Raw genomic sequence first — 18,137 nt, 5'->3', positions numbered from 1 at the left:
GCGATTGTTTGGGGCAGTCGGGCAAGGCCTGAGCCTCCTCAAATACGTTGCACACTAATTAATATGGTTGCTTAATATGCAATACTCGTCAATAAAAAACTCAGAGGACAAATTTTGAACTGCCCTCAGATAATACTGACGACCAAGGGAGGAACCGCAAATGTCTGCCTGGATCAGGATGATATCTGACGAAGATGCTGACACGCATCTGAAGGCCACTCTGGATCTGGCGCGTACACCGCACGGTACTGTCGACAATGTCATGCGTGTGCATTCCCTGCGGCCTAACACCATGAAGGGGCATGTGATTCTGTATCGCGCCTGTCTGCACGATAAGGCCAACAGAGTTCCCATGTGGTTTCAGGAAGTGATCAGTTCATACGTATCGACTCTCAACACCTGCCCCTATTCCTATGCCAACCACTGGTCCAACGCCCGGCACTTGATCGACGACGCCGCACGCGCCGACAAGATCGAAGCCGCACTCGAGGCACATCGCCCTCAAGATGCGTTCGACGGCGCACATTTGGCGGCCCTGACCTATGCTGAAAAGCTTACACTTTCGCCGGGTACGATGGTCGATTCTGATGTGGCAGCCCTAAAAGACACCGGTTGGGAGGATGGCGAGATTCTCGAAATCAACCAGATCGTAGGGTATTTCAACTACGCCAACCGATTGCTGAATGGCCTAGGTGTTACCACCGATGGCGATGTGGTGGGATATTATAGCAGCGACTGAAAGGACGGATCATGCAAGGAGACACTCCAGGCAGACAGATCGACCGTGCCATCGGCGCCTCGCTGAAGGAACTGCGCCAAAGTCGGAAGCAATCCGCTCGTAGGCTGGCAGAGCAGTCCGGTATCTCAGCCGCTATGATCAGCCGGATCGAAAATGGGTTGGTTTCTCCGTCAATCGACACTCTGGCGGCACTGGCCGAAGCGCTCGAAGTTCCGATTGTTTCTTTGTTCCGCGAAGCGCGTACAGATCACACAGACTACACTCTCGTGCGCCATGGTGAGGGACTGAAATCAAACCGAATCTCGGCGGGGCACAGCCACGAATATGTCAATCTTTCACTGCATTCTCGTAAAGACCTGCGATTTCAAGCGCGCCGTGTGACTTTATTGCGCGAAGGCGGACCGCCGCCCACTTATGTCGGCCACGGCGTAGTGTTTGTACAAGCACTCGAAGGCCAAGCCGTTTACCGATATGGCGAGGCCCGCTTTACGCTGTCAGCCGGCGACTCGATCAGTGTGGACGCTGAACTTAACCACGGGTTTGAGGATGTTCTGACCCCTGAGTTTGTCTTTCTGACAGTTCAGGCCGAGCGCCCATGACACCCAGTTAACATGGCTCAGGCAATCGACCTTAATCTGACCCAAGGGTCCATTGCAGGCCATTTCCGAACATTGGCGATACCCGGCGCAGTCGGAATGCTTTTCAGTACACTGTACAACATCGTCGACATCTTTTTTGCCGGGCTGTTGTCGACCAGCGCCCAAGCCGGGTTGGCCCTAGGTTTTCAAGCTTTTTTCATCTCCATTTCCGTAGGCGTCGGGCTCGGAGCAGCTATGAGTGCACTGGTTGGAAACGCTCTGGGTGCAGGCGACAACCGAGCGGCACGTCGCCTAGCGGCCCAAGGGATAACTTACGGAATCGTTGCGTCTTGCCTGCTTGCCCTGGCAGGGCTTTGGTTCGGCCCATTGTTAATCAAGCTTGTCTCGGAACCAGGCGTTTATCGTGAAGCCGGGCTTCGCTATTTCTATTGGTTGCTTTTGGCAATGCCGGGATTTCTTCTGGCTCATGGATGTAATGGCATCTTGCAGGCCCATGGCGACGCAGTGTCTATGCAACGGGCACTTATCGTCGCGTTTCTGGCGAACATCATCCTGAATCCCCTTCTGATCTACGGAATTCCGGGCGTGATCCCGGGCATCGGCTTTAACGGTTTGGCTTTATCTACGGTGATCAGCCAGACAGGCGTGATGATCTTTTTGATCCAGCAGGTTCTTCGGCGGAGGCGAATGAAACGCATGCGCGCAGCCTACTTCAAACCACGCCTGAAACGGTTTGCAGAAATTTCGCTGCAGGTTCTGCCCACTGCCTTTTCGTTTACGATCATGTTGTTGTCGGCCTTTGTCCTGCAGTTTGCGCTGAAGCTGTTTGGTGAACATGCAATTGCTGGTTATGCAATCGCTATACGGCTTGAACAGGTTTTGTTGCTGCCCATTCTGGGTGTCACGGGTGCCCTACTTCCAATCGCCTCACAGAATTTCGGTGCTCGGGACAGCCAGCGGGTGCGCGCCGCGTTGTTTTATTGCTGGCGAGTCGGGTTTTATATGTCGCTGGTTGCGATCCCGATCCTTTGGCTTGGTGGTCCCTTAGTTATGCGCCTTTTTACAGCGGACCCAGAGGTTGTACGCGTTGGTGTGGGATATCTACGAGTCGACAGTCTGATCCTGCCTTTTTACATGATGCTATTTTCAATCAACTCACTTTTGCAGGCCTTCAAAAAACCCATTTGGACCGTTTGGATTAGCCTTTATCGCCAGGCCTTTGGGGTCGCGTTCTTTGTTTGGGTGTTTATTGGCATATTGGGATTCAACGAAACCGGAGTGTGGTTCGGCACAGCAGCGGCCGTAATGACCGGCTGGGTTGTCGCAATGGCGTTGACCATACGTATTGCGAAGACAGAGATCGGTGGATTGTGGGTACCCGCCACAGAGTGAAAAAGGATGTGTCGCAAACTTTTTGTCTGGATTGACAAGTACGCAGGGTCCGACGTTTGTTCTCAGCGTATAGTTTTTTGGTAAGCTTCAGCATGATCTCTTTTAAAAGCAACACCAAGTTGATCGCGTTGTCCTTCTCGGATCGCGCGGTCCCATGACCTTACCAACCTCATTGCCGCGGCTGAAGGGCTTCCGTTTTCCTTGCGAAATCATCGCCTATACGGTGAGGGCATGTCACCGGTTTGCTCTCAGCACGGCGGATGTCGAAGACCTCCTGGCGGAGCGTGGCGTCATTGTTAGTCGTGAAGCGGTTTATACCTGGGTCAATCGTTTCGGGTCTCGGTTCGCGACGTGTATCCGACGCGACCGGCCCCGGCCGCACGACAATTGGAATATGGACGAAATGGTCGTTCCTATTAACGGCATGAAACATTGGCTATGGCGTGCGATCGATGGTAATGGAGATGTACTCGACATAGTGATTCAGCCTCGACGTAATGCGCAAGGCCGCAACGCGTTTATTCGGCCGACTGGCTGCTGACTATGGCGAACCACCTGTCGTGATCACGGACAAGCTGCGCAGCTATACCAAGCCAACCCAGGCCTTCGCGCCGGGCACCGATCATCGGGCGCACAAGGGGCTCTACAACCGGATCGAAGGATAACACCGGCCGGCGCGAAAGCAGGAAAAAATGATGTGCCGGTTCAACTCACCACGCCAGGCTCCACGATTTCTCGTCGTCCACAACCAAATCAACACCATGTTCCGCCGCCGCTTATGCCTCTGTACCGTCTTCTTCCGCCGCGCACGATCAGATGCACACGATCGTTGGAATGGCCATGCCTTTGAGCTAACAGCCTGACCGCGCCTTCCGCGGCTCCTTTCAAACGCCGTCAAACAACTTGATGGTGTGGACAGCTCCACCACGTGGCATCGCAATGTGCCAATGTTGGCGTTGTTGTACCCAACGGAAAAGATGAGCTGTCCACATGCATGTTACAACACTCGGGATCGATCTGGCCAAGTCCGTCTTTCAGCTTCATGGAGTTGATGCTGATGGAGAGGTTGTTCTTAGAAAGAAGGTTCGGCGCGACGCATTTCTCGATATGCTGTCCGGCCTGGCCTCCTGCTTGGTTGGCATGGAGGCCTGTGCGACCAGCCACCATTGGGCCCGCGAAGTTGCCGCGCTCGCGCATGAGGTACGTCTGATCGCGCCCTCGTATGTCAAGCCATATGTGAGGCGGCAGAAAATGATATGGCGGATGCCGAGGCGACTTGTGAGGCCGTTACCCGACCGAACATGCACTTCGTCGCGATCAAGAGCGCCAATCAGCAGGCGGTTCTGATGCTGCATCGAGCACGCGACCTTTTGGTCCGCCAACGCACCATGCTGATCAACGCGTTGCGGGCCCATCTGGCGGAATTCGGGTTCGTATCTGCCCGAGGTCCGCACAAGATACGCGACCTCTGCGCCAGACTTCAGGAAGGTCACCTCGACATCCCTCAGGTGGCGCGGGTCGCGCTGCTGTCACTTGCCCGGCAGATGAATGAACTGGAAGAAGAGATCACCAATCTCGATCGCAAAATACAGGGTTGGCATCGCACGAGCGAGGTCAGCCAACGGCTGGCCACAATCCCGGGCGTCGGGGTGCTCACCGCGACGGCTCTTGCCGCCACTATTGCTGATCCCGCGCAATTCCGGTCTGCGCGCCAGTTTGCGGCCTGGCTCGGGCTGGTCCCGAGACAGAACTCCTCTGGCGGTAAGGACCGGCTGGGAAGGATCACGAAGACGGGAGATGGGTATCTACGCAAACTGCCTATCGTAGGTGACACTGCGGTTCTCAGACGTGTTATCCATATGCAAACACAAACCGCAGAATGGGTCCGGCGCTTGTTGGAGAAAAAGCACGCACGGTTGGTCAGCGTGGCTCTGGCCAACAAGACCGCCCGGATCGCCTGGGCGGTCTTGTCCAAGCAAGAAGTCTACAAGCCAGCCTGAGATTTCGGGGCGTATGAGAAACGCTCCATACGAGTTGCAAGGGCAATTCCTGTGATGATGATCTTTGCCGCCGCCGGAACACCCCTTGGCATTGCCAGGGCATCATAGTCCGGCAACTTGATGGGGATCCAGCATGCGTATTTCATCAGGGCCAGCGGTCAAACGCGCCGCACAAATAGGCCGGACAAACGACCGCTACGCAAAACGATCAAAATCACAAAGAAAACCCTTGCAAAACCGGAGCTGTCCACAAATTGCGATACCTTCAAGGATTCGATTCCGGTTATTCATCCGGCAGGCGACGCGGTGTGCATGGCACTGGCCATGCGCGATAAAATGCAAGTGTTCTGCGCCAAATGGCAAAAGCTGGGCAATCGGGTTCTTTTTGGAGTTGGCATCTCGTTTGACTACAATACGGTCGGTATCGTCGGTTCAGCGGGACGATTTGATTGCACTGCCTCAGGAACCTCGATCAACATGGCCGTGCGGCTTTGCAACATGGCCACCCGCAATGAGGTACTGATTTCTCCCCGAATGTGGGCTGCCGTCGAAGGCGTTGTGGATGCCGTAGGCAAGGGAGAGGTGGAGATGAAGGGCATCAGGGAGCCGGTTGAGGCGTACGCTGTTGTTTCAGAGAAGCATCCGACGAGTTGGTAGATCGGCTACTCCATGTTCACCTTTTGGTTCTTGCAGCCCAAGCCGGTCGTTGACCACCACTCTCGGCCGCTGCGGTCGCAACATTCGTTCCCGACATTCGCTGCAGGCGCAAAAGATCCACTACATTGCCGCTGGCAACCACACGATTGCTTAGCTTTTACTCCCTGTCTATTGTAGCCCAATACGCAAAGAGCCTCGGTTCAGCAGCGTGCTTCTATCTGGGTCGAAACACCAGTATGGATGAGAACAAAGTGAATTCTGATAGCGAAACGTGGAATGCTCCAGGATTTGGCGTGCATCAAATTGCCAAGCTTCTGGAAAATCGCGGTTCGAATATTGTTGCGCTTCTCAGATCGGTCAACCTGCCCTTAGAATTAAACCTAACGCCACCTGTCGGGCGACACATAGTTCTGCCACTAACGCTGCACTAAGCTGTTAATTTCGCTTTAGCTGCCATTTCAAAAGTGCACACGTTCTTCCATTTGCGTCTCAAAGGTCTTTCATCGTGCCGGCCGAACTCCAAGAGAGTTTCCATTCGCCTAAAGTGCGGAATATATCGAGAGAAAACCCGAAGCAAAAATCGCTTCCAGAAAGCGATGTCATTCTTTTTGTACGTTAAAAGTGTTCTTTTATCGACTGCCTCCGCCACTACTGCAGTTGTAAAATGTCCGGAACGCAAAGTTTTCTTTTTGCTGGCATTTTGTCCGCACCATCCGATCGTTTCAGTCGTTTCGGACCGTCTTTGACCTTGATCTTCGGCTTTGCTAGTGGGCCCTTCAAGGTCACGGGCCAAGGGCTCTTCGAAAGTGGTTCGCCAATCTTGCGGGGCTGCAGATTTAGGTCCAAAACCTTGCCCGCCACATCAACACCGCCAAAGACGACAACTTGGACATGGTCTGTCTCCAATGTGGTTTGTTTCGTCGAAATACTTCCATTGGAGATACTAATTGGCGCGCGCAAGCATACGATCGGGGCAACCTTTTGTTTCTCTTTAGCAAACACCCAACCCTGAGTTGCATTTAGCACTGCGAGTTCGGCCTATTGCTACCATTGCCCGAAGGTTCCCGCGGTCTTTTACCTATTTGCTTTGGTCAGGGCGCAGATTCTGCGCTTCGAGCTCAGCCCGTGGGGCATCGCTATCATTGTCATCATAATGCGCTGGATCAAAATTCTGATCACCATGCGCGGAATTGAGAACCTGCTGTGGATTCCAAATGTCGGCCCGGTGTTCAAAAATATCATCATGATCCTGCTGGGGGTCTGCAGCATCTATGTGGGCCTGCAGCACCGCTTTGCCAATGAAGTCAACTGGCAGACGATAACCCCATCGCTTGGGGACTATCGCGTTAATCGGCTCATTTGGCCAGTTTCTTGCGTTTGAGGTTGGTCATGCCGCGTAGTTCCCCTTTCAAGAAACACCGCTTCCCGCGTAAGATCATATTTTGTGCCGTGCGTTGGTACTTGCGCTACCCGCTTACCTATTAAGATGTGGTTAATTTTCTGTCAGAGCGTCGCATCTCGGTAGATCGATCGACAGTGTACCGGTGGATTCAAAAATTCGGGCCTGAGCTGACCAGGCGGACCGAGAAGTATCTGCGTCGGGCGAGTGTCGATTGGCATGCCGATGAAACCAACATTCCGGTCGGTGGCAAAAGGTGCTATTTGTAGCGCGCCATGGATGCAAACGTTCAAATGGTCGACTTCCGACTAACCGTAAGCCGGGATGCCAAAGCTGAACGAGCTTTTCTTCGCAAGGCAATTGAGAGGGTGCGGGTACATCGTCCAGTCTAGATCTGCACAGACAATGCACCAACATACCGGTGCGTCATCCGTGATGATCTATCATTGCTATGATCTGCATTTTGACAGCATCAGGCACATCGACAAGAAGTGGCGTAACAACCTCCTTAAAAGCGACCACGCCGCAATAAAGCGCATCCTCAGATATCGGCAAAGTTTCCGATCCTTACAAACGGCAAAAGCGACCTTGAGTGGCATTGATACCATCCGAACCATCAAACGCGGCCACATTCACTACTAACAACGAGGCGTCAGAGGTGAAATCGAATTCATGCGCCAACACTTCCTAGTGCCCACCTAAGGTTCAAGCCGCATCCCACAATTTCGTAACACGTCATTTAACACAACAGTCCCGTTTGGGACGCATCCCGTCCCGACAACCGCCGAATTTAGGCCGGAATTTTGTCGGTTACTGAATTCTTGTGATACATCGGACCACCCTGGTATCGAGGAAAACCATAGCCGTTGACGAACACCACGTCGATGTCACCGGGCTTAGCCGCGATGCCTTCTTTCAAAATTTCGTCACCCTCTTGCTGCAGCGCGTCGATACAACGTCGCGCGATTTCTTCCGCGCTCAAATCGCGCGAATTGATCCCTGCATCCTCGGCCGCCTCCCGGATCAGCCCCAGAACAACCTCGTCTATCGAAGGATCCTTCTCGTTGTAACCATAAAAGCCAGCCTTGGTTTTGCGGCCTTTGCGCCCCATTTCGACAAGCCGGTCATGGACCTGAAATGCGTGAGGATGCACTGCGCCGACAGGCAGCGATTTGCGCATCAGATAGCCAATATCGATGCCCGACAAATCCAGCACCTGAAACGGCCCCATCGCCATTCCGTACTGGCGCAGCGCGGCGTCAACCGGTTCAGGTGATCCACATTCCAGCATCAACAACCCAGCTTCGCGCTGATAGGCTTGGTACATCCGGTTACCAATGAACCCGTGGCAGACCCCAGCAATCACACCCGTTTTTCCCAGCTTTTTCATTGTCGCCGCCAGAGTCGCCGTTACCGCCGGGTCCGTCTGATCGGTGCGAATGATCTCGACCAGCTTCATGATATGGGCAGGACTGAAGAAATGAAGGCCGGCAACGCGCTCGGGGCGATCGGTCGCTTGAGCGATCTCGTCGATATCTAGGTACGAAGTATTCGTCGCCAAAATGGCACCTGGGTGACAGATCTTATCCAGCCGTTTAAAGATTTTCTTTTTTATGACAATGTCTTCGACCGCTGCTTCGATCACAAGATCGGTCAAAGCCATATCATCATAGTCGGTCGTGGGTGAAATCAGCGTCAAAATGGTTTCGGCACGAGCTGCGCTCATCTTGCCGCGCTTGACCCCTTGTTCCAAATTGCCCCGGATTCGGTTGATTCCGGACTGTGCCGCTTCGTCCGAGATTTCGACCAGAGTGACGGCAATGCCTTGGGTGGCAAAGACCTGCGCAATCCCTGCTCCCATGGTTCCCGCCCCGATTACCGCAACACTGCCAATCTCGCCTGCTTGCGACAGATCCAGCCCCTCTACTTTGTAGGTTTCGCGTTCGGCAAAAAAGATATGTCGCAATGCACCAGATTGCGTGCTTTGGCGCAGGGTTAGAAACAAGTTGCGCTCTTTGTCGAGGCCAGCCTGAAAATCCGGCCCGGTGGCAGCCTCGACCGCGTCAATAACTGCCAAGGGCGCATCGAAGCCACGCTTGCGTTTGGCACACATGGCCCGCCATTGATCGAACAGGGCAGGATCAAAGCTGTCAGCCGAAATCGGCAGGTTGAGCTTGAGAGGGGCAGTATCGACCCCGATCAGCGCATTTGCATAGGTGATCGCTTCCGGCTCAAGATCGTCTGCTATCTTGTCAATCAGGCCAATTTCAACGGCTACTTTGGCAGAGACCGGCTTACCTTCCACCGCCACGTTAAGCGCTTGTTCCACGCCTACCAATCGCGGTAGCCGCTGCGTGCCACCCGCACCGGGCACGATTCCAAGCGTTACTTCGGGCAAACCAAAGCGCGCATTCGCGGTCGCGATCCGGTGGGAACAGGCCAACGCAAGTTCCAGTCCACCACCAAGTGCCTGACCGTGAATTGCCGCAACAACAGGCTTAGGGCACCTTTCGATGAAGGACACCAGATCGTTAAGATGGGGCGGCATCGGCGGTTTGCCGAACTCCCTTACGTCTGCCCCTGCCATGAAGGTCCGGCCGGAACATATTAGCACCGCAACAGCAATCTGCGGGTCGTTTGTGACCTCGTCAAATGCTTCCCACAAACCCTGCCGCACTGTCTGGGAAATGGCGTTCACCGGGGGGGCGTGGACGCGAACGATGCCAACCTGATCTTTGCGCGTCAAAGTAACCGCATTCATGACTTTCCCCTTCGATCAGCCTTTGGTTTGCCTTGTATGTTTAGCTGAAGCACCAAAGTCGTGGAAAATACTATGGTGTGATCACTGCCATAATAAATTACTATAACATTGCAGAGCGACAAGTATTGTCACGGCATCATCCCGCAATAGGTTTTTATTATCTTAGGCAGCTATAAATAGTATTTTCTTGTCTACAGCTAGCCCTCTACCCTTCCTTTCAATCTTGCTGTGCCTCCGCATTTCGAGGCCTGGATCGGATAATGCGAGGAATTGAACATGAACCTGGGAAATCTTGTAACACGCGCCGCCCTGTTCTGGGCCGACCGGATTGCCGTAAAGGACGAACGCGTATCACTGTCCTATGCGACACTGGAAGAGCGTACTAACCGGCTTGCGAACGCGTTGTCGGATGCAGGATTGACCAAGGGTGATCGTGTAGCGGTTCTGGCTTGGAACCGGTCCGAAATCGTCGAGGCCGAGGTGGCTCTGCTCAAAGGTGGCTTTACCCGCGTGCCGATAAATGCACGCCTGTCAGCAGACGAAGTTGTTCACGTCTGCAAGGACAGTGAAGTCAAAATCCTGCTGACAGACGAGGCGCATTTGGCAGCGGCGCAGCAGGCATTCAATGAAAACGAAAACTTGCAGCTGTTGGTGATGGGCGACGGCGGTAGTTATGAGGATGCTCTAGCTCAGGCTAAGACCGAGACCGTTTGCGCGGATGTCTCGCCAGATGACATCATGGTGCACCATTACACCTCCGGATCTTCAGGTGTGCTAAAGGCTGCGATGCATTCCTTCCGCAATCGCCGAGCAATCCTGCGTAAGATCACTTTCCGTTCTCGGCTGTATCCTGATCAACATGAAACGTATTTGCACGTGGGACCCATTACCCATGTATCCGGAATGGCGATCATGCCCTTGCTGTCACAGGGCCACACCAACGTCATCCTGTCGCGGTTCGACGTAGACACGTATCTTTCGACGCTTCAGGCCGAAAAGGTTACGCAGACCTATCTGGTCCCGACTATGATCAACCGCATTCTGGCCGCACCAAACCGAGGCGACTACGACCTCTCTTCACTGAAGTTGCTTCGGTACGGTGCGGCCCCCATTTCCCCGGCGCGTTTGCAAGAAGCGGTCGAGTTCTTTGGCCCGATCCTAAACCAAGGTTACGGCGCGGGTGAGGTGTGCTCTTCAGTTACGCTGCTGACCGAAGCGGACCATGAGTTGGCCCTGAACGGGCGGCCCGAACTGTTTAGCTCCTGCGGTCGTGCCCTCTTTGAGACTGAAGTCGCGGTGATCGATGACGAAGGCAACGAATTGCCCGTGGGCGAGGCTGGTGAGCTGGTGGTTAAGGGCGAGGATGTCATGCAGGGCTACTACAACGCACCCGAGCTGACTGCTCCGGTTCTGAAAGACGGGCGTTATCACACTGGCGACATCGCCTATATCGACGACACCGGCTACATCTTTATCATCGACCGTAAGAAGGACATGATCGTCACCGGCGGATTCAATGTATACCCCAACGAAGTTGAAAATGCCCTGTTCGAACGCCCTGAGGTTTACGAAGTTTGCGTTGTCGGCGTTCCTGACGCTGACCTCGGCGAGGCGGTCAAGGCCGTTGTTGTGGCACGCGATGGCGCCGAGATTGATACCGATGCCCTGATAACGCATTGCGTGGACAAGTTGGGCAAGTTCAAGAAACCGCATTCGGTCGATGTTGTGGTCGAGCTCCCTAAAAATGACGCCGGCAAGATCCTGCGCCGTCAGGTGCGTGATGGATACTGGGCCGGTTCGGATCGGAAGGTGTAATCATGAATCAGGGGTTGAACCGCGCAACAGCTGGCCTGGAAGCGGGCAAATTTGCCGAGCTTCGCACCAAGGTCAACGACTTACTCTACAATGAAATGCTCCCGTTCGAAAAAGAGAACGGGCTGACCCATGAAACTCGGTTCGAACGTGCTCAGCTCGAAGAATGGTGGAAACGCTCGCGCGAATTGGGCATCTATGGTTGCAACCTGCCCGAAGAGTTCGGCGGCTTAGGCCTGTCTATCGATCAGCTCTGTACTCTGAAAGAGGATGCCACCCGGTCGAACGCGGCGCTTTATGGCTGCGTTTTGGGTGAAAACGGTGGCCCGATGAGGATCGGGTATATCATCACACAAGCGACAGAAGGGCAGAACGAAGAGTTCTTTTACCCGGCAGCCCGCGGCGAACGAGCAGGGTGTTTTGCGTTGAGTGAACCCAATGCCGGATCCGATGCAGCGCGCATTCAGACCAGCGCAGTCAAGGACGGAGATGATTACATCATCAACGGCCACAAACGGTTCATCACCGCCTCGCGCACGGCGGATTTTGCCATCGTCATGTGTGTGACTGACCCAGAGGCCGGAACCAACGGCGTGACGGCATTCCTGGTAGATGCAAAGTCGCCCGGATACCGGATCGAAGGGCATTACCTACCCATGTCGGGACAACACATCGACAACGACATCATCTTAGAGAACGTTCGCGTGCCTGCGCGCAACATACTGGGGCAACTGGGTGGTGGTTTCAAATTGGGGATGGAAAGGATCAACATCAATCGCCTGCTGCAATGCCCGACCATGCTGGGCCATGCCCAATTCGCGTTGGAACAGGCAGTGGATTATGCCAATCGTCGGTTGCAGTTCAAACAGCCTATCGCCAATTTCCAGGCGATCCAGCACATGATGGCCGACATGAAGACCGCCAACTTTGCCGCTCATTCAATGATCCACGCGGCCGCCGCCAAGGCGGACCGGGGGGAAAACATCCGGACCGAGGCTTCGATGTGCAAAGTCTTCGTGGCCGAAAATGCCTTTCAGGTTGCTGACAAAGCGATCCAGATCCATGGGGCAACCGGCATGACCAAGAACCATCCAGTCGAATGGGTGTTCCGCCGCCTGCGTATGTTCCGCGTGCTCACCGGTAGTTCAGAGATTCAACGCAACACGATCGGAAAAGGCATCCAGAAAGAATGGAAAACCGCAAACCCGGAGGCCGCACAATGACGAATGAGTGGTCGTTTCTGAACGGCATGCGCATCATAGACTTGTCGCGCTTGCTGCCCGGCCCTTTTGCAACCCAGACGCTTGCCGATTTGGGGGCTGAGGTCATCAAGATCGAAGAACCCAAACACGGCGACCCGGGGCGCTTTCTGGGCAAAGACATGTTTGCCCGCTTGAACCGCAACAAGAAGTCGCTGACGCTGGATCTGAAAACCGACGAAGGCAAGGCGGTACTGACCAAGCTTTTGGAAAGCGCAGATGCCGTCATCGAAAGCTTTCGTCCCGGCGTAATGGACCGACTGGGCTTCGGATACGAAGCGGTAAAGGCGCAAAACCCGGCCATCGTCTATTGTTCACTCTCGGGCTTTGGTCAAACGGGTCCCTATCGTCAACGGGCGGGTCACGATATCGATTTTTTGGCACTGTCGGGTTATTTTGCGGTGCCCTCTCAGGTCAACGACAAGCTCGCGCGTCCCAAGGTCAGACTGTCGGACTACGCCGGGGCGATGTATGGCGCGCTGTCGCTGGCGATTGCCATGGGATCTGCCAAGATGAGCGGCAAAGGGCAGTATCTGGACGTGTCCATCACCGATGCGATGGTCAACTGGTCCTCACCGCTTGTGCGGATTGCGCATGATCTGTGCGACGGTGATCCGGATCGGATGTCCTTTGTGATGCCCGACAATGACATCTTTGAAACCGAAGATGGTAAACACATCGCCATCGGTCTATTCGAGAACAAGTTCTGGTTGGTCTTGGCCGAGATGATGGGCGACGAATTCCCCGACCTGCGGCGCGAGGATTTCCGCACCAACAAGCTGCGAAACCAACAGAAACAGGCAGTGCATGGGTTAATGTCGGACATGTTCGCTTCGAAAACCCTGACCAAGTGGGAAGAGCTTTTTGGCCCGACCGATCTACCCTGGGCGGTGGTGTATGAAGACATGCGCCTGTTCGAAGACCCGCATCTGATCGATCGCGGCATGTTTGGTGAGTTGGGCGAAGGCGAGGACAAAACGTTCCAGGCCGGATACCCCACCAAATTCTCCGCCGGTCTGAACGAGTTTCAGTCCGCTCCGCCCAAGAAAGGACAAGACACGGATGAGATCCTGCGCAATCTGGGCCATGACGCGGCTGCCATTCAGGCAATGCGCGACGCGGGGGTGATCTGATGGTTGATGCGTTTATTTGCGATGCCATCCGCACGCCCATCGGGCGCTATGGTGGCGGGTTGTCTTCTGTTCGGGCCGACGATTTGGGCGCTGTGCCTTTAAAGGCGCTGATGGAGCGGAACCCGAACGTCGATTGGGCCGCTGTGGACGATGTGCTATATGGCTGCGCCAACCAGGCAGGCGAAGATAACCGCAACGTTGCGCGTATGTCGTCGCTGCTGGCGGGATTGCCCGAAAACGTATCCGGCACGACCTTGAACCGGCTGTGCGGTTCAGGCCTGGATGCGGTTGCTTATGGTGCGCGGGCGATCAAATCGGGCGATGCAGATTTGATCATCGCAGGCGGTGTCGAAAGCATGAGCCGGGCACCTTTTGTGATGCCCAAAGCCACCAGCGCCTTTAGCCGTGCCAATGAAGTGCATGACACCACCATCGGCTGGCGCTTCGTCAACAAGTTGATGAAGGCCCAATATGGCGTCGATTCGATGCCTGAGACGGCCGAAAACGTGGCCGAAGATTTCGGGATCAGTCGCGCTGATCAGGACGCATTCGCCTTGCGCTCGCAACAGCGGACGGCGGCGGCGCAGACGGCTGGCGTCTTCGCTGAAGAAATCACACCAGTGATCATACCTCAGCGCAAAAATGATCCCAAAGCTATCGATACTGATGAGCACCCTCGCGCAGAAACAACCGCCGAGGGCCTGGCCAAACTCCGCGCGCCGTTCCGCGAGGGCGGGTCAGTGACGGCGGGCAATGCGTCCGGGGTCAATGATGGCGCGGCGGCTTTGATCATCGCCAGCGAAGAGGCCATCAAACGTTACGGGCTGACGCCACGGGCACGGATCGTGGCGGGCGCTTCGGCAGGTGTTGCACCGCGCATCATGGGCTATGGTCCTGCACCTTCTACACAAAAACTGCTGAGCAGAATTGGCATGCGCATCGACCAGATCGACGTGATCGAGTTGAATGAAGCCTTTGCTGCACAGGCGCTGGCCGTCACGCGCGCCCTTGGGTTGCCCGATGACGCGACGCATGTGAATCCAAATGGCGGCGCCATCGCCCTTGGTCATCCCCTAGGCATGTCAGGTGCGCGTTTGGCTTTGACGGCCACAAATCAGCTCTGTCGGAGCGAAGCTTCGTTAGCACTGTGCACAATGTGCATCGGTGTCGGTCAAGGTATTTCCGTACTACTGGAGCGCGTTTAATTGGGCATCGGAAAACGTGATAGCCGGGATACGCATATAATATTTCTGCGATCAGCAAGCCCTCGCTAATCTCGATGCAATTCAAAATCCAATGACCTCATTCGGTCGAAACTCATGTTTGGGAGGAAACAAACGTGTTCACACTTGCTAAGATCAAAACGGCCTTAACCGGCACTGTCCTGGCGGTTGCCGCTTCCATGGCACAGGCTGCGGATTTTCCCGAGCGCCCGATCGACCTGATCGTCGGCTTCAAGGCAGGCGGCGGCACCGACACCTACGCCCGTGCGCTGGCCAGCGCCGCTGACGCACATCTGGACGGTCAGCCCGTTGTTGTCGTCAATAAACCCGGCGGTGGCGGCCTTGTTGGTGGTCGCTTTGTGGCAGACCAACCGCCCACCGGGTACACCCTCTATCTGGCGTCCGCCGGTTCGATGGTTCTGAAAAATCTGATCAAACCACAGGTTGTTTCGGAAGATGACTTCAAAATGGTCGGCACCATTGGTGAGCTGACCGCCGGCATCTTTGTCCCCACTGGTTCGCCGATCCAATCGCTGGACGAGTTGATCGAAGCAGCCAAAACTTCGGACACTAAACTGCGTTGGGGTCACACTGGTCGCGGCAACGTCTGGCACATGGCGGGTCTAGGTGTTCTGAACCCCAACGACGTCAAAGCCAAGGACGTTCCATTCAAAGGTGGCTCAGGTGTGCGTGCTGCGCTGACCAGCGCAGATGTTGATTTTGGCGTCATGGGCGCGCACCTGGGCCGTGGGTTTGAGGACGACGTGCGCCTGCTGGCCGTGTTGTCAAACGACCGTCACCCGGCGGCGCCTGATGCCCCTTCGGCCAAGGAACTGGGCGTCGACTTCATCCCAGTTTCAACCCCGATGATCGTGATGGCTCCTGCTCGTACCTCTGACGAGGTTGTTGCACAACTGTCCGATGCCATGGTCGCGATCACTCAGGAAACTGCCTATATCGACACCCTCTCCAAGGCCGGCCTGCCGACTTCGAGCGTGAGCGGCCCCGATACCGCGTCGGCTATCGAAAACTCGAAGGTCGAGTGGGGCAAGTTGTTGGAAACCCTGGAATGACCGAGGGTGTTCAAATTGAAGTGGCGCGCAAGTCTGCGCGCCACAACATTTTTGCCGGATTGGCCTTGGTGGTGCTCGCGACTTTCTTTTTCTGGAAATCCTTAAACATCTCGCTGGATTTCATTGATGAGGAAGGCATCGGGCCAAGGTTCTTTCCACAAGCCATCTGTGTCGCCCTGGGCTTGATCGGCGTGACCATGACTGTTTTTGGCCTGCGCGAGCAAGTCGCCCCTGCTGACAAGTCAAGCTTTGAGATCAAACGCTTCTTTGCCGACGCAGTGCCGCTCTTCGCTTTGGGAATCGCCTTCGTCTGGATGTTCGGTGCCTTTGGTTACGTCACAGCCTGTTTCGTGCTGCTTTTGGTAGCGGCGTTGATCTTCGCCGTGCGTGGCCCGGCCCTGATCCTGTTGCCTGTCTGTGCGACCGTCGCGCTCTATCTGCTGTTCTTCAAGCTGATGACCGTGTTTGAACCGGAGGCGACCATTTTCAACCCCCTGACCCTGATCGGGCTGAAGTGAGGGATATGACATGGAACTTCTGAACGGTTTCTACACCATCTTCACCACGCCCGAGACGCTTATGTTTGTAGTGCTTGGCGCGGTCCTGGGTGTCATCGTGGGTGCTGTGCCGGGGCTGACGGCCTCGGCCGCGATCGCCATGCTGGTGCCAATCACGTATTACATCGACCCGCTGTCGGCATTGGCCTTTCTTTACGTCATAGGCAAGGCTGGACGGTTCGGGGGGTCGATATCCGCGATTCTGTTCAACACGCCTGGGACAACGGCGGCTGCGGCCACAGTGATCGACGGGCACGCGCTGACCAAGAAAGGACAGGCGGGCAAGGCGTTGAAAACGGCGACTGTGGCCTCGGTCATTGGCGACTTTGTCGGTGAGTTCATCCTGATTTTTGGCGCGCTGACTATTGCGCAGCTGACCCGAGAGCTGGGTCCGCCCGATTACTTCGCGATCTATGTCTGTGCCTTCCTGATCATCGGTTCTGTCATTTCAGACTCCGTACTCAAGGGCATCGCATCGACTCTGTTCGGGGCAACGCTGGCGATGATCGGTCTGGATCCGATTACGTCCGAGCCGCGGTTCGATTTCGGTATGGTCGAACTCTACAACGGCTTCTCGCTGGTTCCGCTTCTTATTGGTCTGTTCGTGATCTCCGAAGTTTTTGCTCAAGTTTTCCCTGCGCGCAAAGGTCAAGAACATCATGACGAAATCCGCGCGAAGAACCCCGATGACGACCGCCTAAGCTGGGCCGAGGTCAAGCGCTGCCTGCCCTTCATCGGGCGTGGTTCGGTGATCGGTTCGATGGTGGGTCTGATCCCGGGTGTTGGCTCCGCCGTGGCGTGTTTTGTGGCTTATGGTTCGTCCAAGGCGAAAGCTGCAAACAAAGATGAATGGGGCAAAGGGGCGATCGAAGGCGTCGCGGCACCTGAAGCGGCCAATAACGCCGTGTCCGGTCCGTCGATGATCCCGCTTTTGGCGCTTGGTGTGCCCGGATCGACCATTGCGGCGATGCTCATGGGCGTGTTTCTGATCCATGGCATCCAAGTGGGGCCAAAGATCTTTGAGACCTCGGGCGACATCGTTTACGGTTTGTTCGCAGCCGGTTTGATCGGGATCGCTCTATATGGTCTCATTGGCTGGTTTGGTGGTCCACTGATCGGTCGTGTGATCGACAAGGTGCCGCAGCGCCTGATCTATCCAACCATCCTGGCGGTGGCGCTGATCTCGGCCTACACTGCGCGCTCGTCGATGTTCGATGTCACCGTTGCCTGCCTCTTTGGTCTGATCGGCTATTTCATGCGGACTCTGAACTTCAGCCCCGCTGCCACAATCATTGCTTTTGTTCTGGCACCAGGTGCCGAACAAGCGCTGCGCCAGTCGGTGTTACTGACCGATGACGGCTTTGGCATCTTCCTGCACCGTCCTGTTGCGCTGGTGTTCTTTGCCATACCGCTGGTTGCCATTGGTATTCGGATCATCGCCCGCATGCGGACGTCGAACCAAGCGCCCACGCCGCAAACCTGAAGCCATGGGTTCGGGCGTAATTGCGCCCGAACCAACCCTGCAGGATCGCT

At 55.3% G+C, this 18,137-nt stretch carries 14 protein-coding genes and 3 pseudogenes; 15 read left to right on the top strand and 2 right to left on the bottom strand.

Translation table 11 applies throughout. The features are described 5' to 3' along the window. The first annotated feature begins 160 nt into the window (after positions 1 to 160). From AC2FJC_RS19750 to AC2FJC_RS19725, 6 genes and pseudogenes are all read left to right on the top strand, one after another. Positions 161 to 739 carry a carboxymuconolactone decarboxylase family protein gene (locus AC2FJC_RS19750; protein ID WP_496725730.1) on the top strand — a complete coding sequence of 193 codons (579 nt, stop codon included), beginning with the start codon at positions 161 to 163 and terminating at the stop codon, positions 737 to 739. Positions 740 to 750: 11 nt separating this feature from the next. Further along, positions 751 to 1,338, top strand: coding sequence for a helix-turn-helix domain-containing protein (locus AC2FJC_RS19745; protein ID WP_282154157.1), 588 nt, complete (start codon positions 751 to 753; stop codon positions 1,336 to 1,338). Between the two features lie 12 nt (positions 1,339 to 1,350). Continuing rightward, positions 1,351 to 2,730 carry an MATE family efflux transporter gene (locus tag AC2FJC_RS19740; protein ID WP_496740999.1) on the top strand — a complete coding sequence of 460 codons (1,380 nt, stop codon included), beginning with the start codon at positions 1,351 to 1,353 and terminating at the stop codon, positions 2,728 to 2,730. A gap of 154 nt (positions 2,731 to 2,884) precedes the next feature. Next, positions 2,885 to 3,593: pseudogene (locus AC2FJC_RS19735) on the top strand (IS6 family transposase). A 127-nt stretch (positions 3,594 to 3,720) separates the two neighbouring features. Next, positions 3,721 to 4,730 (top strand): annotated as a pseudogene (locus AC2FJC_RS19730) (IS110 family RNA-guided transposase). Between the two features lie 120 nt (positions 4,731 to 4,850). Beyond that, entirely contained in the window at positions 4,851 to 5,387 is a 537-nt protein-coding gene (locus AC2FJC_RS19725) for an adenylate/guanylate cyclase domain-containing protein (RefSeq protein WP_496740997.1), read from the top strand. Positions 5,388 to 6,035: 648 nt separating this feature from the next. On the opposite strand, the gene AC2FJC_RS19720 is transcribed toward AC2FJC_RS19725, so the two are convergent. Continuing rightward, positions 6,036 to 6,413: a hypothetical protein gene (locus tag AC2FJC_RS19720; protein ID WP_496740995.1), complete on the bottom strand. Its 378-nt coding sequence runs from the start codon at positions 6,411 to 6,413 to the stop codon at positions 6,036 to 6,038. 127 nt (positions 6,414 to 6,540) lie between these two features. Between AC2FJC_RS19720 and AC2FJC_RS19715 the strand changes: the two genes are divergently transcribed. Beyond that, on the top strand, positions 6,541 to 6,768 hold the full coding sequence (locus AC2FJC_RS19715) for a hypothetical protein (RefSeq protein WP_496740993.1): 228 nt from the start codon (positions 6,541 to 6,543) through the stop codon (positions 6,766 to 6,768). An 8-nt stretch (positions 6,769 to 6,776) separates the two neighbouring features. Then, positions 6,777 to 7,428, top strand: a pseudogene (locus AC2FJC_RS19710) (IS6 family transposase). 148 nt (positions 7,429 to 7,576) lie between these two features. Here AC2FJC_RS19710 and AC2FJC_RS19705 read toward each other — a convergent pair. Beyond that, positions 7,577 to 9,547, bottom strand: a complete 1,971-nt coding sequence (locus AC2FJC_RS19705) for a 3-hydroxyacyl-CoA dehydrogenase NAD-binding domain-containing protein (RefSeq protein ID WP_496740991.1) — start codon at positions 9,545 to 9,547, stop codon at positions 7,577 to 7,579. 276 nt (positions 9,548 to 9,823) lie between these two features. Here AC2FJC_RS19705 and AC2FJC_RS19700 point away from each other — a divergent pair, with 276 nt between their 5' ends. The 7 genes from AC2FJC_RS19700 to AC2FJC_RS19670 all read left to right on the top strand — a co-directional run bounded on the left by AC2FJC_RS19700 (position 9,824) and on the right by AC2FJC_RS19670 (position 18,087). Next, the gene (locus AC2FJC_RS19700; protein ID WP_496740989.1) at positions 9,824 to 11,362 is read left to right on the top strand and encodes a class I adenylate-forming enzyme family protein; all 1,539 of its coding nucleotides are present in this window, start codon (positions 9,824 to 9,826) and stop codon (positions 11,360 to 11,362) included. Between the two features lie 2 nt (positions 11,363 to 11,364). After that, positions 11,365 to 12,582: an acyl-CoA dehydrogenase family protein gene (locus tag AC2FJC_RS19695; RefSeq protein WP_496740987.1), complete on the top strand. Its 1,218-nt coding sequence runs from the start codon at positions 11,365 to 11,367 to the stop codon at positions 12,580 to 12,582. Beyond that, positions 12,579 to 13,751, top strand: coding sequence for a CaiB/BaiF CoA transferase family protein (locus AC2FJC_RS19690; protein WP_496740985.1), 1,173 nt, complete (start codon positions 12,579 to 12,581; stop codon positions 13,749 to 13,751). Before AC2FJC_RS19695 ends, AC2FJC_RS19690 begins: the two co-directional genes overlap by 4 nt. Then, entirely contained in the window at positions 13,751 to 14,956 is a 1,206-nt protein-coding gene (gene pcaF / locus AC2FJC_RS19685; protein WP_496740983.1) for a 3-oxoadipyl-CoA thiolase, read from the top strand. The genes AC2FJC_RS19690 and pcaF overlap by 1 nt, the downstream gene beginning before the upstream one ends. A gap of 134 nt (positions 14,957 to 15,090) precedes the next feature. Then, positions 15,091 to 16,047, top strand: a complete 957-nt coding sequence (locus tag AC2FJC_RS19680) for a tripartite tricarboxylate transporter substrate binding protein (RefSeq protein WP_496740981.1) — start codon at positions 15,091 to 15,093, stop codon at positions 16,045 to 16,047. After that, entirely contained in the window at positions 16,044 to 16,565 is a 522-nt protein-coding gene (locus AC2FJC_RS19675; RefSeq protein ID WP_496740979.1) for a tripartite tricarboxylate transporter TctB family protein, read from the top strand. The genes AC2FJC_RS19680 and AC2FJC_RS19675 overlap by 4 nt, the downstream gene beginning before the upstream one ends. A gap of 10 nt (positions 16,566 to 16,575) precedes the next feature. After that, on the top strand, positions 16,576 to 18,087 hold the full coding sequence (locus AC2FJC_RS19670; protein ID WP_496740977.1) for a tripartite tricarboxylate transporter permease: 1,512 nt from the start codon (positions 16,576 to 16,578) through the stop codon (positions 18,085 to 18,087). The last annotated feature ends 50 nt before the right edge of the window (positions 18,088 to 18,137 follow it).

The sequence above is a fragment of the Ruegeria sp. CDSB117 genome (genome assembly GCF_059611005.1).
Note: the sequence above shows the minus strand (reverse complement) of the source record. Positions and strands in the feature narration are given on the sequence as shown.